This window comes from Brevibacterium rongguiense, from assembly GCF_009857845.1.
In the GTDB taxonomy this organism is placed as follows: Bacteria; Actinomycetota; Actinomycetes; order Actinomycetales; family Brevibacteriaceae; genus Brevibacterium; species Brevibacterium rongguiense.
In genome coordinates this window covers 40,966-52,306 of sequence record NZ_WWEQ01000004.1, presented here as the reverse complement: position 1 = coordinate 52,306, position 11,341 = coordinate 40,966, and the positions used below count along the sequence as shown (strand labels likewise).

Sequence of the window (11,341 nt, the reverse complement as noted above, 5' to 3'; positions counted from 1 at the left end):
GAAGCTCCGAAAACTGAGAGACAGCAGACCGCACTTCCCCCGCTCGGTGCAAAGGCGCACCGGTGCGCACGACCAGGAGCCAGGATGGATGCGATCGAGATCATCTCCGGTGAAGTGCGCGAGGCAATCCGCTCGCGCGGCATCGACCCGCGCACCGAGCCGGAATCGGCTCGCCGCCTCGTCAGCGAAGCCATCGCAGACTACGACGAGCGCACGCTGGCGGGGCGGTTGCCGGTGCTCGCCGACCCTGCCGAGGCACTGCGCAGCATCGTCGACGAGGTTGCCGGGTTCGGTCCGCTCCAGCGCTACCTCGACGACCCGGAGGTCGAAGAGGTCTGGCTGAACTCGCCGCAGGCGGTCTTCATCAGCCGACGCGGGATCTCCGAGCTCACCACCACGATGCTCACCAACGGTGAGGTCGACGACCTCATCGAGCGCATGCTGCGCACCTCCGGCCGGCGCGTCGATCTCTCCAGCCCCTTCGTCGACGCCATGCTGCCCGATGGCTCGCGCCTGCACGTTGTGCTGCCCGACATCACCCGGGCCCACCCCGCGATCAACATCCGCAAATTCATCGCCCGGACCCGCAACCTGGGCGACCTCGTCGCGGCGAACTCGCTGACCGGGCGGGCGGCCGAATTCCTCGACGCCGCCGTGGCAGCGGGGGCCAACATCGTGGTCTCCGGGGCCACCCAGGCGGGCAAGACGACCATGCTCAACGCGCTGACCGGTTCGATCCCCGCCCGGGAGCGCGTCGTGACGTGCGAGGAGGTCTTCGAGCTCGCCGTGCCCGCGCGCGACTGGGTGGCGATGCAGGTCCGCCAGCCCTCTCTCGAGGGCACGGGCGAGGTGACCCTGCGCCAGTTGGTCAAGGAGGCCCTGCGAATGCGCCCGTCGCGGATCATCGTCGGCGAGGTGCGGGAGGCGGAGAGCTTCGACCTGCTGGTCGCAATGAACTCCGGCCTACCCGGGATGGGCTCAATACACGCGAACTCCGCCCGCTCCGCGGTGACGAAGCTGTGCACGCTGCCGCTGCTCGCGGGGCCGAACATCGGGTCCTCCTTCGTCACGCCGACGGTGGCCAGCAGCGTCGACCTCGTCGTCCACCTCGTGCTCGAACGCGATGGGAGCCGCCGGGTCGAGGAGATCGTCGCGGTGCCCGGCGGCATCGAGGGCGATGTCGTCGAACTCGAGACCGTCTTCACCCGGGACGCCCAGCGCAGGCTGGTCCGCGGCACCGGGTTCACCCATCTGGGCGATCGCCTCGCGGCCGCTGGCCACGACGTCCGCCGGTTGCTGAGCGCGTCATGAGTCCTCGATTCGGGGCAACGGTTCCCCTGCTGAACTGGCCACGACCATGACGGTCTCGACGCAGAGCCTCCTATGCGGTCTCGCCCTGGGCAGCGGGCTCTTCTGCCTGTGGTCGGCGTGCTGGGAGCAGCCGCCCAGTACGCGCGAGCGCCCGCGCATGCTGCGCGATCTCGATGACATGCTCACCGCCGCCGGACTGCCGCGCCTGCGACCGGCCCACCTCGCGCCCCTGTGCGCCGGCTGCGGGTTCGCCGTCGCACTCATCGCGGTGGTGCTCACCGGAGCGCTGTCCATCAGCGCATGTTTCGGGCTCTTCGCAGCCACCGCACCGTACCTGCTCGTGCGCATGCGCGCCCAGCGCACTGCCGTGCAGCGCCGCACGCTGTGGCCAGAGGCCATCGACCACCTCAACTCCGGCGTCCGGGCGGGACTGTCCCTGCCCGAGGCGGTCAGCGGGCTCGCCGAGCGCGGCCCGGATGCGCTGCGCCCGCTCTTCGGGGTCTTCGCCCGCGAGTACCGCGCCACCGGGTCGTTCTCCCTGGCCCTCGACCGGTTCAAGGACGCCAGCGCCGACCCCGTCGCCGACCGGATCGTCGCGGCCCTGCAGGTCACCCGTGAGGTCGGCGGCACCGATCTGGGGACGATGCTGCGCACACTCGCGCAGTTTCTGCGCGAAGACGCTCGAACGCGCTCGGAGATGCTCGCCCGGCAGTCGTGGACCGTGACGGGTGCCCGCCTCGCGGTGGCCGCTCCCTGGATCGTGCTCGCCCTGCTGGCCACCCGGCGCGAGACGGCCCTGGCCTACAACACGCCGGAGGGTGCGCTTCTCCTCGGCGCCGGCCTCGTGGTCTCGCTGGCCGCCTACGCGGGAATGAAGCGCATCGGCCGCCTGCCCGGGGAACCACGGGTGCTGCGATGACACCGGTGCTGCCCCTTGTCCTCGGCTGCGGCCTCGCAATAGGACTGTCGCTGACGTTCTTCGTCTGCTCGTTGCCCGTTCTGCGCCAACCCACCCTCGCGGACCGCATCGCTCCCTACCTGCGGGAATCCCCGCGGGTCGCGAACATCTACGGGTTCGCCCAGCCCACCGGCACGGGCCTGCGCGGCATCCTGCGCGCATGGCTGACCAGTGCCTCGGCGTGGCTGGCAGCCCGCCTGACGACGGATGCGGGGGTTGCACTCCGCCTCGCGAAACTGGGCCGCGGCGCCACCGTCGAGGGCTTCCGCGCCCGCCAGCTCCTGTGCGTGCTCGCGGGCCTCGCGCTCGCGGCGGTGCTCACCGGCCTGGTGAGCCTGAACCGCGGCTTCCACCCGCTCGTCGCACTCGCGCTGATCGTGGCCGGCGGCATCACCGGGCACTTCGCCAACGACTGGTGGCTCGGCCACCGCGTCCGGACCCGCGAGGCGCTCATCCTCGCCGAGTTCCCCACCATCGCCGAGCTGCTGGCACTGTCCATCACCGCCGGTGAGGGCACGGTCGATGCCCTCGAGCGCGTGTGCGCCACCTCGCGGGGCGAGCTCAGCTCGGAGCTTGCCCTCACCCTCGCCGAGGCGCGCACCGGCACCCCGCTCGTCGAGGCACTCGACCGCATGGCCAGGCGGACCGGCATCCAGTCCCTCGTCCAATTCGTCGACGGCATCGCGATTGCGATCTCGCGCGGCACGCCCCTCGCCGAGGTGCTGCGCGCACAAGCCGCCGATGTGCGCGAATCCGGGCGCCGAGCGCTCATGGAGCTCAGCGGCAAGAAGGAGGTCGGGATGCTCGTTCCCGTCGTCGTCTTCGTCCTTCCCGTCACCGTCCTCTTCGCCGTCTTCCCCTCGCTCGCGGTCCTCAATCTCACTCCCTAACCGTCCAGTCCTCTTCACCCACGCAGTGCCCCTTCGCCCGCTTCATCGACGCAGCACCGGAAAGGACGCACCATGTTCACCCGTTTCACACACTCCAGTCTCGCGACCTCCCTTCTGCTCGGCGCCACGGCCTTCGCCGCGCTCGTGGCGGGTGTACCGCGCCCCACGGACGAGACCGCCGCGCCGGGCGGCCAGCGGGCCAGGCGCTCCGACCGCGGCGATGTGCCCGGTTGGGTGCTCATCACGGTCATGACCGCCGCACTGGTGGTGGCCCTGTGGGCGCTGGCCGGGGAGGCCTTCACCTCGTTCTTCCGCGACTCCATGGACAAGGTCCGCAAGGCGGGCTGAGCCGTGTCCACCCACCGGCGGCCCCGTCGCGGTGCGGCGCGGTTCGATCTGCGCAGCGATGAGGGCTCGGCCGTCGCCGAGTTCGCACTCACCGGGGCCCTGCTCGCGCTCGTGTTCGCCGGCGTCCTCCAGTTCGGCCTGGCGCTCCACGTCCGCAATACCGTCACGGACGCCGCGGTCGCCGGCGCCCGGCAGGCCGCGCTCGCCGATCAGAGCCCGGAGGACGCGATGCGCCTCACCGGCGATCTCATCACCGCCGGAGTGGGGGCCGGCTACGCCCGCAACATCACCGTGCGCCGCGAATCAGCCGCTCCCGAGCCGCCTGGGACAGCCACACTCATGATCATCCACGTGCGGGCACCGGTTCCGGTGCTGGGGCTGCTCGGCCCCGCCACGTGGGACATCTCCGCACGCGCCCCCGCCGAATCGAAGGACTGACGTGAGCGGCCCGTCGGCAGCCGGGAGCGCGGTGCCGCGGCGCGCCGCGCTGGGTGCGCGCCTGCGCTCGGACAAGGGCTCCGCCCCGATCGAGTTCGTCTTCGCCTCGGTCGTTCTCCTCATCCCGCTCGTCTACTTGGTCGTCGCGCTCGCGCAGCTGCAGGCCGGCGCCTACGCGGCACACGCCAGCGCCGTGGATGCGGCGCGCGCGGCGGCAACCCACCCCGATTCCGCCGAGGCGCGGGCCGCTGGCCTCGCCCAGCTCCACTTCGCCGATTTCGGGCTGGCAGACGTCGACTACTCGCTCACCCGCGAGTGCGCGGGCCCCTGCGATGAGGCCGGAACGCTCGTCACCGCCCACGTCGAGGCGGCCATTCCCATCCCGGGTGTCCCCGTGCTCTTCGGCGGGCGGGCCGGCCACATCACCATCCACGCTGAGCACTCCGACCTCGTGGCCGAGGAGGTGGGCACCGCCGCGGATGCCAGTATCGGCGGTGCGGCAGCCGCGGGCCACCGCGCGGACGGGGCCGCGCGATGAACCCGCGCCGGCGCACCACTCCATTCGGGGCACCGCCGTCCGGGCGGCCGCTGTCCCGCCTGTGCCGGGACGAGGGCTCCATCATGCCGTTGGGCATCGGCTTTGCCGTGATCGCCCTGGCGCTCATCGTCCTGGCCGCCCTCGTGACCGACATCTACCTCGCGCAACGCCGCCTCTACGCGCTGGCCGACTCGGCCGCGCTCGCAGCCGCGGACTCGTTCGAGCCGGCGGAGACCGCAGAACCCGACATCGAGCTCAGCGATTCCCAGGTCGACCGCGCCGCGCAGTCCTTTGCCCAGCGCACGTTCCGCGAGACGCGCTGGTCCGGTCTCCAGGTGCGCGGGAGCACCGACGACGGGCACTCCGCCAACGTCGAGATCCGCGGCACCTACCACTCGGCGCTGCTCTCCCCCTTCGCCCCGCGCGGCATCGAGCTGCGTGCCGGCGTCACCGCCCGCGGCGGCCTGCGCAGGTGAATGGCCCGCCCGGTCGGCAACCGGAAGGTCACAGCCGGCCCTGCTACGCACCGACCCCGGTGTGGAACCCTCGCACCGGTGCACACTCGGACTGCGCGGCCATCCGAATCGCATCCCCGCGCCTAGCCTGCGGCCATGATCGAGGGGATCGTCCACCGGGTGAGCGGGCACACCGTGCGCACGGTCCTCGTGCGCGCAGACGCCGAGGCGCTCGCCAACGACGTGCTGGCCGCCGTGCTCGAGCGGCTCGAGCGGCCAACGACCGCGCCGGGCGGCTCCCGGTCGCCGCACGAGTCATCGTCTGCCTCCGCGCCCCTCGTGATCATCGCCCGTCCTCCACACGGAGGAACCGGCATCGCATGGACCGCGGAGGAGCTCGCTGCCTGCCCCCTGACCTGGCTGGAATGGACGGATTCGACTGCCGCCGCGCTCGTCCGCACGCTCGACGCAGGGGCCGCCGCTGACCGGCTGGGAGCCAGAGCCGGTACGACCACGGCGCCGCCCCAGATTCTGGGAACTCTCGAGGGGCCGCGCGTTGAGGTGCTCACGGGCCCCGACAGCGGCTTCGCGGTGAGCGCACCGCGGGCCGGGATCCGGGTCGGGCGCGGTCCGAGCGCTTCGCTGCAGCTTGCCGACCCGTTCCTCAGCCGTGAACCGGTCGCCGCACCGGCCGGTGAGCAGGCCGTGCAACTGGGCTCGACCCGCCTGCGGTTGGTGACCGGCCTGCCACCGCAGCCCGCCCAGGAGGGTCCAGTCCCCCTGCCGGAGCGCCCGCGCCTGGTGGCCCCGCGACGCCCCTCGTGGCTGCTGTTTGCCGTGCCCATCCTCATCGGCATCGTCCTCGCGCTCGCCATGCACATGTGGTGGTTTCTGGCCTTCAGCGCCTCGGGGCCGCTCACGGCGGTCATCACGTGGTGGGCCGAGCGCCGGCGCTTCCGCTCGGATGCCGCAGCCGCCCTGGGCACGCTGCGGGCGGGCGTGGACGAATATGCGCAGCGGGTGGCCCAGGCACGCACCGCCTGTGTGCAGTCCGCCTGGGGAGGGCGGCAGCGGGGCACAACGATCTGCCTGGGCGCGGGAAGCGCCGTCCTGCCCGTTCCACTCGAGGACGCGTGGGAGCCGGACCCGGAACTCCCACAGCCTGTGCGCTCTGCCTTCACCCGGGTACTCGAGCGCGCCCGGTTGCCGAGCGTGCGAGTGGAGGGCCGCCGGTGGGCAACCGCACCCCACGCGCCCCTGCTCGTCGACCTGGGTGCTGGTGCCCTGCGCCTGACGGGGGTGCGCTCCACCGTGTCCGATGCGATGCGCGCGGCCGTCGTGAGCCTCCTCGCGGCGCGGGTGTGCGTTACCGTCCACGGGGCCGCCCCCGCCGAATTCGCAGCGGCGCGGTTGCAGCTGTGCGGCTGCGCCGGCGAGGCGGAAACCTGTCCGCGGGTCTCACCCAGCGGTGCTGCCGACTCAGCACCGGTTCCGCGCTCGGGGAGCTCAACGGCCGCTTCCGTCGACGTATGGCTCACCACCGGGCAGGCAGTGCTGATGGCCGGGGGTGCGGGCGGCAGCGCCGAGGAGTGGTGGGTGCACTGCCGCGGGGATGGCGGTGCGCAGCTGCGCGCACCGGTCAGTGCGGCGCCCATCCGCTCACCCGTTCCGCTCGAGGGCCCGATTGACCTGCGGCGCCTGCGCCCCGAGCGGTTCGCCGCGTGCTGCCCGCTGCGCCCCGCGGCGCAGTCACCCGGTGAGCACCCCGGCGCCCTCGACTCGCTCGTGGCGGCGGCACGCACAGAAAGGGCCGATACCGATGAGGCTGTCCGCGCGAGCCGAGATCCGCATCCGGTCGCATGGCATCCCGTACCGGTGGGCAGGGGTGAGATGGGGCCGGTGTGCCTCGATCTCGTGGGCGATGGCCCGCACGCCCTCGTGGCGGGCACCACGGGCAGCGGCAAGTCGGTCTTCCTGCAGACATGGCTGCTCTCGCTGGCCGGCCTGCACGGTCCGGAGGCGCTGCGCTTCGTGCTCATCGACTTCAAGGGCGGTGCCGCCTTCGCACCGCTGGCCGGCCTTCCCCACGTGGACTCGGTGACGTCGAACCTGGGTCCCACCGCGGCACTGCGGGCGCTGCGCAGCGTGCGGGCAGAGGTGCTGCGCCGCGAGGAACTGCTGGCAGCGGCGCGCGCTGCGGACATCGAGGCATTCAATGCCGGTTCCGACCACCGTCTTGCGCGCGTCATCCTCGTCATCGACGAATTCCAAGCCCTCGTGTTCGACAACCCGGAGGGCACGGAGATGCTGGAATCGCTGACCGCCCTGGGCCGCTCGCTCGGCATCCACATCGTCCTGTCCACCCAGCGGCCCGCGGGGATCGTCACGGCGCGCATGAAGGCCAACATTGCGCTGCGCATCGCTCTGCGGGTGCGGGATCCGCTCGATTCCCGGGAAGTCATCGAATGCGATGACGCGGCGGCCCTCGATGCGCGGCTGCCCGGCTCGGCCATCGCCTCGACGGGGTCTTCCCGCACCCGGTTCCGCACGGCGACCCCCGTCTTCCATCCGCCCCCGCCCCACCGGCTGCATGCCAGGTGGACCGTCCTGGAATGTGCGACGGCGCCCGCGCGCGACGGCGGTGACTGGGACAGCGCGGTTCTCGGCTGGGCGGTGCCCCCGGAGCAGCTGCTCGTGGATCGGCTGGCCACAACGGCCCGCCCCGGAGTTCCGCCGATCGTCGCTCCCCCGCTGCCTGCCGTCATCCCGGCCTCGGACGGCCACGCCGCGGGTCTCATCGACGTGCCCGATCGGTGCACGACTGAGCCCTGGGTGCCCGAGCCCGCGGCGGGAAACATCCTCATGACGGGTGGGCCCCGCACCGGCAAGTCGACGGTCCTGGTCCAGGTGGCCCGGGCGTGGCGGGCTCGGGGCCTGTGCACGATCGCACTCGCACCCCCGGATTCCCCGTGCCCCGCGGACCTCACGGTCGCCCACGGGGAGACATGGCTGCTGGAATACGCGATCGGGCTCCTCGAGCGCGCGCACACACCGGTCGGCCTGCTCATCGACGAGTGGGACACCCTGAGCGCGATCGCCGAGGGCTCGCAGCGCGGTACCCGCCTGGAGCGCCTGCTCGCCGAGGCCGGTGCCGGCGTCACATTCGCGCTGGTCGGCGGGCGGCGCGTGCTGCACGGGCAGGTGGGTGCGCGGGCAGCCACCCGCATCGTCTTCCCACCCGCTGCGGCACAGGATGCGATGTACTACGGGCTGAGCCCGGGGCGCTTCGAGGGCATGACCGTGCCCGGCCGTGGGGTGCTCATCGGCTCGGCGGCGGGTGGTTCGGATCCCAGCGGCGTGGATCTCCAGGTCGCCCTGCCGCCGGCTGTCGGCATCCAACGCACGCGTGTGGGCGCAGATGAGGCCGCCGAGGCGCGTGCGCGGCTCTCGCTCCTCACGGAGGACCGCGGACTCACCCCCGGTCCCCACTGGCGACTGGGCCGCGCTCCGCTCGGCGAATCGGTCGATTGGAACCCGGTGCACGACGGGCCCGTGCTCAGCGTCTACGGCCCGCCGGAGCGGGCGGAGCGCTTCCTCGCGGAACTGCTCTCCGCCTGCGGCCGCTCTGAGACCGACCGTCATCGAGACCGCACCGCAGCGGTGCCGCTGGGCTCCGGAGAGACGGCCAGCGGTTGTCCGAGAATCGTGCGCGATGCCCACCGCGCGCCTGCAGAAGAAGTCGAGTCGGCACTCGAGGCGGGGCCCTGCATTCTGACGCTGCCGTGGGGGATGGCTCCGGGTTACGGATCCCCCGCCGCGCGGGCGCTCACGCTGGGCCCCAGTGTCCTCCTGGGGGCGCGCTCACCCGTCGAGCACGCCGAGGTCGGGTATCGCGATCTGCCGCTCGTTCCGCCCGCGTGCGGCCTGGGCTGGTTCGCCTCGGCCCACCGGTCGGTGCCGCTGTGCCCGTGACGAGCCTGGGGCCGCCAGCCCCAGCGACGCCGCGGTTCAGAGTGTCAGCGAGCCGACGGGTGCGCTCGTGGGCGCCGGCGAGCCGCCAGCGGGCTCCACAGTGAGCCCGAGCACCGCGCCCTTCTCGAACTCCGGCGGCTCGAAGACCGCCGAGCGCTGCGCCAGGAGCCCCGCGCTCGCGGCCTTGCCATCGGCGATAATCCACAGCTGCAGCGACCGATCATCGCCCGGAGAGGCAAGCTGCTGGGGGGCGACCATCATGAGCCGCTCAGCGGTCGAATAGCTGACATCGACGGTTCCACCGCCCTTGACCTTCAGCTCGCCCGAGCGCAGATCGGGCGCCGTGAGTAGGCGGTTGCTCTGCTCCGCCTGGGCGCGGGTGGCACTCAGCTGCTGCTGCGCCTCCTCGCGCTCGCCGACCGCGCGCACGGTCGTGATCCCCAGGGCGGCGATCGCGATGACGGCGGCCGCCGCACCGAGCGCGGCCCAGGTCCGGGCACCGCGGCCACGTCCCGCACGCCGCCGCTCGCCGAGATCGGCCACTGGGGCTCCGGCCTCGTTCTCCGCCTGCGTCCCGGCCTCGCCCCCGGTTTTCCGGGGACCGCGGGCGCCATGGTCGCCGGCTTCGCCACCGACGAGCGAGGGCTCGTCGGGCGGGGAGGCAGGGGAGCCGCCCTGCGCCTTCTCGCGGGGATGGTCCTGCGGGATGGCGAGGATGCTCCGCTCAAGGTCGGCGCCGATGGGCTCGGGGGGCCCGCTGGCCACCAGGCCCGCCAGGGCCTCTCGGTACTCGTCTGCCTGAGCGCGGAAGCCCGGGTCCGTGCGCTCGAGTTCCTCCGCGGCGCGCTGATCGTCGGGGTCCAGGCCTCCGGCTGCCAGCCCCGCGGCTAGGTATTCGCGATCGTCGGTCATGGCCCCTCCCCCAGTGCGAATCGCAGCTTCTTCATTCCGTCGCGGATGCGCGTCTTCACCGTACCCAGCGGCCGGTCCAGCCGCCGCGCGATCTGCTCATGGCTCAGACCGCAGAAGTAGGACAGATAGATGGGCTCGGCCTGCTCACCGGGCAGTCCGGCCAGCGCCCGCGCGGCATCGTCGGAGGCCAGCCGCGCCTCCACCGTCTGCTCCACGCTCTGGCCGGGCGTCGCGGCGGCCCGGGCGGCATCGGCCGCATCGCGGTCGCGGGCGGCCTGCACCGAGCGCACGCAGTCGATGGCGCGCCTGCGGCACATGCCCACGAGCCAGCCCCGCCCGCTGCCCCGCTGGGGGTCGAAGCGGTCGCTGCGCTTCCACAGCTCCACGAAGCACTCCTGGAGCACCTCTTCGGCCAGCGCACGGTCGCGCACGATCCGGACGACGACGGCCAGGAGCATGCCGCCCATGCGGTGGAAGACCTCGTTGAAGGCGGCGGTGTCGCCGTTCTGGATGCGCAGGATGAGCGCGGCCTCCACATCGCCCGCGGGCGGGGGATGGTCGTGGTCGTCTGTGGGCACCTGCTCACCGTACGCCACCGCGCCCCCGTCCGCGGGGCCGCGCGCACCGCGCCCGCCGCCCGCGAGCGCCCCGGGCCGCCCGCTCACACGCGGGCGGCCCGGGGCGCTCAGGGGCTGGAGCACGCGTCACATCTTCCCGGGCATCATGACCGTGTCCACCATGTACACGGTCGCGTTGGCCGTCTTCACGCCGCCGCACACCAGCTTGGACTTGTTGAACATGAGCTTCTCCCCGGAGCCGGAGACCTTGACCTTGTCGCCCTCGACCGTCTTGTGCTCGCCGGCGATCTGCTCGGGGCTCAGCTTGCCGGGGATCACGTGGTACGTGAGCACCTTCGTCAGGGCGTCCTTGTCCTTGGCCAGCGCCTCGACGTCCTTCTTAGGGATCTTCTTGAACGCATCATCGGTGGGGGCGATGACGGTGAAGTCCCCGCCGTTGAGGGTGTCGACGAGGTCGACGTCCTTATTCAGCTTGCCGGAGACGGCCTTCGTCAGCGTCGTGAGCATGGGGTTGTGGGACGCGGCCACCGCGACCGGGTCCTCGGCCATGCCGTCCACCGAGCCGCTGCCGGAGGGCACCTGCTTGGCGTAGGCCGCGCAGCCGCTGCCCACCAGGTCCGCATCGGCGCCCCCGCCGGATGCGGACGGGCTCTCCATCGGAGCCGAGGAGGCCGAGGAGCTCTCCCCCATCGATTCCGAGCCGCCAGACTCGCTGCCGGAGGCGCCTCCGGAGCAGGCGCTGAGCCCGATCATGCTGAGGGCCACCGCGCCGACCGCGGTGATGATGCGAGTGCTGGGTGTCGTCTTCATGATCTTCTCCTTGTGTTGGTCCTGCGGCGAGCGGGATTGGTGTGCAACGTGCCCGCCGTCTGACTGGTGTTCGGAGCCGATGCCGTGGCGGATGGGATTCCCGCGGACTTTTTTCCGGCAGCGGTTGGGAC

At 72.3% G+C, this 11,341-nt stretch carries 11 protein-coding genes; 8 read left to right on the top strand and 3 right to left on the bottom strand.

What is annotated here, in order from left to right; all coding sequences use genetic code 11:
- Nucleotides 1–84: 84 nt before the first annotated feature.
- From GSY69_RS01715 to GSY69_RS01680, 8 genes are all read left to right on the top strand, one after another.
- On the top strand, nucleotides 85–1,311 hold the full coding sequence (locus GSY69_RS01715) for a CpaF family protein (protein ID WP_160952166.1): 1,227 nt from the start codon (nucleotides 85–87) through the stop codon (nucleotides 1,309–1,311).
- Between the two features lie 46 nt (nucleotides 1,312–1,357).
- Nucleotides 1,358–2,230: a type II secretion system F family protein gene (locus GSY69_RS01710; protein ID WP_160952165.1), complete on the top strand. Its 873-nt coding sequence runs from the start codon at nucleotides 1,358–1,360 to the stop codon at nucleotides 2,228–2,230.
- Nucleotides 2,227–3,159, top strand: coding sequence for a type II secretion system F family protein (locus tag GSY69_RS01705; RefSeq protein WP_160952164.1), 933 nt, complete (start codon nucleotides 2,227–2,229; stop codon nucleotides 3,157–3,159). The genes GSY69_RS01710 and GSY69_RS01705 overlap by 4 nt, the downstream gene beginning before the upstream one ends.
- A 72-nt stretch (nucleotides 3,160–3,231) precedes the next feature.
- The gene (locus tag GSY69_RS01700) at nucleotides 3,232–3,507 is read left to right on the top strand and encodes a hypothetical protein (RefSeq protein ID WP_202410729.1); all 276 of its coding nucleotides are present in this window, start codon (nucleotides 3,232–3,234) and stop codon (nucleotides 3,505–3,507) included.
- Between the two features lie 3 nt (nucleotides 3,508–3,510).
- A complete protein-coding gene (locus tag GSY69_RS01695) occupies nucleotides 3,511–3,945 on the top strand; it encodes a TadE family protein (RefSeq protein ID WP_328698719.1) in 435 nt (144 codons plus the stop codon).
- A gap of 1 nt (nucleotide 3,946) precedes the next feature.
- Nucleotides 3,947–4,483, top strand: a complete 537-nt coding sequence (locus GSY69_RS01690; RefSeq protein WP_202410728.1) for a hypothetical protein — start codon at nucleotides 3,947–3,949, stop codon at nucleotides 4,481–4,483.
- An 83-nt stretch (nucleotides 4,484–4,566) separates the two neighbouring features.
- Nucleotides 4,567–4,959 (top strand): hypothetical protein, encoded by a 393-nt coding sequence (locus tag GSY69_RS01685; RefSeq protein WP_160952163.1) that lies wholly within the window; start codon nucleotides 4,567–4,569, stop codon nucleotides 4,957–4,959.
- Between the two features lie 135 nt (nucleotides 4,960–5,094).
- Nucleotides 5,095–8,910, top strand: a complete 3,816-nt coding sequence (locus tag GSY69_RS01680; protein WP_160952162.1) for an FtsK/SpoIIIE domain-containing protein — start codon at nucleotides 5,095–5,097, stop codon at nucleotides 8,908–8,910.
- A gap of 36 nt (nucleotides 8,911–8,946) precedes the next feature.
- On the opposite strand, the gene GSY69_RS01675 is transcribed toward GSY69_RS01680, so the two are convergent.
- From GSY69_RS01675 to GSY69_RS01665, 3 genes are read right to left on the bottom strand one after another with little or no spacing between them, the layout of a single operon-like run.
- Nucleotides 8,947–9,822 carry an anti-sigma factor gene (locus GSY69_RS01675; protein WP_160952161.1) on the bottom strand — a complete coding sequence of 292 codons (876 nt, stop codon included), beginning with the start codon at nucleotides 9,820–9,822 and terminating at the stop codon, nucleotides 8,947–8,949.
- Complete coding sequence (locus GSY69_RS01670; protein ID WP_328698718.1) at nucleotides 9,819–10,523, bottom strand: RNA polymerase sigma factor; 705 nt, start codon at nucleotides 10,521–10,523, stop codon at nucleotides 9,819–9,821. Before GSY69_RS01670 ends, GSY69_RS01675 begins: the two co-directional genes overlap by 4 nt.
- A 3-nt stretch (nucleotides 10,524–10,526) precedes the next feature.
- The gene (locus tag GSY69_RS01665) at nucleotides 10,527–11,210 is read right to left on the bottom strand and encodes a fasciclin domain-containing protein (RefSeq protein ID WP_160952160.1); all 684 of its coding nucleotides are present in this window, start codon (nucleotides 11,208–11,210) and stop codon (nucleotides 10,527–10,529) included.
- Nucleotides 11,211–11,341: the final 131 nt, after the last annotated feature.

Coding starts and splice junctions, on each gene's coding strand:
- GSY69_RS01715 (WP_160952166.1), top strand. CDS start 85: ATGGATGCGATCGAGATCATCTCCGGTGAAGTGCGCGAGGCAATCCGC.
- GSY69_RS01710 (WP_160952165.1), top strand. CDS start 1,358: ATGACGGTCTCGACGCAGAGCCTCCTATGCGGTCTCGCCCTGGGCAGC.
- GSY69_RS01705 (WP_160952164.1), top strand. CDS start 2,227: ATGACACCGGTGCTGCCCCTTGTCCTCGGCTGCGGCCTCGCAATAGGA.
- GSY69_RS01700 (WP_202410729.1), top strand. CDS start 3,232: ATGTTCACCCGTTTCACACACTCCAGTCTCGCGACCTCCCTTCTGCTC.
- GSY69_RS01685 (WP_160952163.1), top strand. CDS start 4,567: ATGCCGTTGGGCATCGGCTTTGCCGTGATCGCCCTGGCGCTCATCGTC.
- GSY69_RS01680 (WP_160952162.1), top strand. CDS start 5,095: ATGATCGAGGGGATCGTCCACCGGGTGAGCGGGCACACCGTGCGCACG.
- GSY69_RS01675 (WP_160952161.1), bottom strand. CDS start 9,822: ATGACCGACGATCGCGAATACCTAGCCGCGGGGCTGGCAGCCGGAGGC.
- GSY69_RS01665 (WP_160952160.1), bottom strand. CDS start 11,210: ATGAAGACGACACCCAGCACTCGCATCATCACCGCGGTCGGCGCGGTG.